The organism is Mesorhizobium sp. M2A.F.Ca.ET.039.01.1.1 (genome assembly GCF_003998035.1).
Lineage (GTDB): Bacteria > Pseudomonadota > Alphaproteobacteria > Rhizobiales > Rhizobiaceae > Mesorhizobium.
In genome coordinates, this window is the sequence record NZ_RZRY01001611.1 from 1 (window position 1) to 384 (window position 384).

Here is a 384-nt window from a genome sequence, read left to right on the forward strand (position 1 = left end):
AGACAGTGGCTCAGGCGCGCGTAGCCATCGCCCTGTGGCGCGCCGACTACAACACCGCACGGCCACACTCCCAAATCGCCTGGCAGACACCGGCCGAGTTCGCCACCACCTTCAATCCGCGACGGTCGCTCGCGCTGCGCTATGCCAAAGGCTCCGCGCCAGCGACCGTCGCTTCACCCGCCCAGCAGGGCACAACCCACGCCGGAAACGAACTCAAAACTGGATAGAAATTGGGGGCAAGGTCAGCGCTACTTTCAGAACTACGCGGCATTCTGGCCCAAAATCGTGAAGGAGGGCGTGCTCGCGGAGCCTTGGTCGTCCGAGACCCGTTTCTCGCTGGTCGACTATCGCGATGTCGCCGAGGTCGCGGCGATAGCCCTGACG

Annotated in this window: 1 pseudogene; it reads left to right on the forward strand. The window is 64.1% G+C overall.

The features are described from left to right. Window positions 1–104, forward strand: a pseudogene (locus tag EOA24_RS43800) (integrase core domain-containing protein); the annotation flags it as partial. Window positions 105–384: the final 280 nt, after the last annotated feature.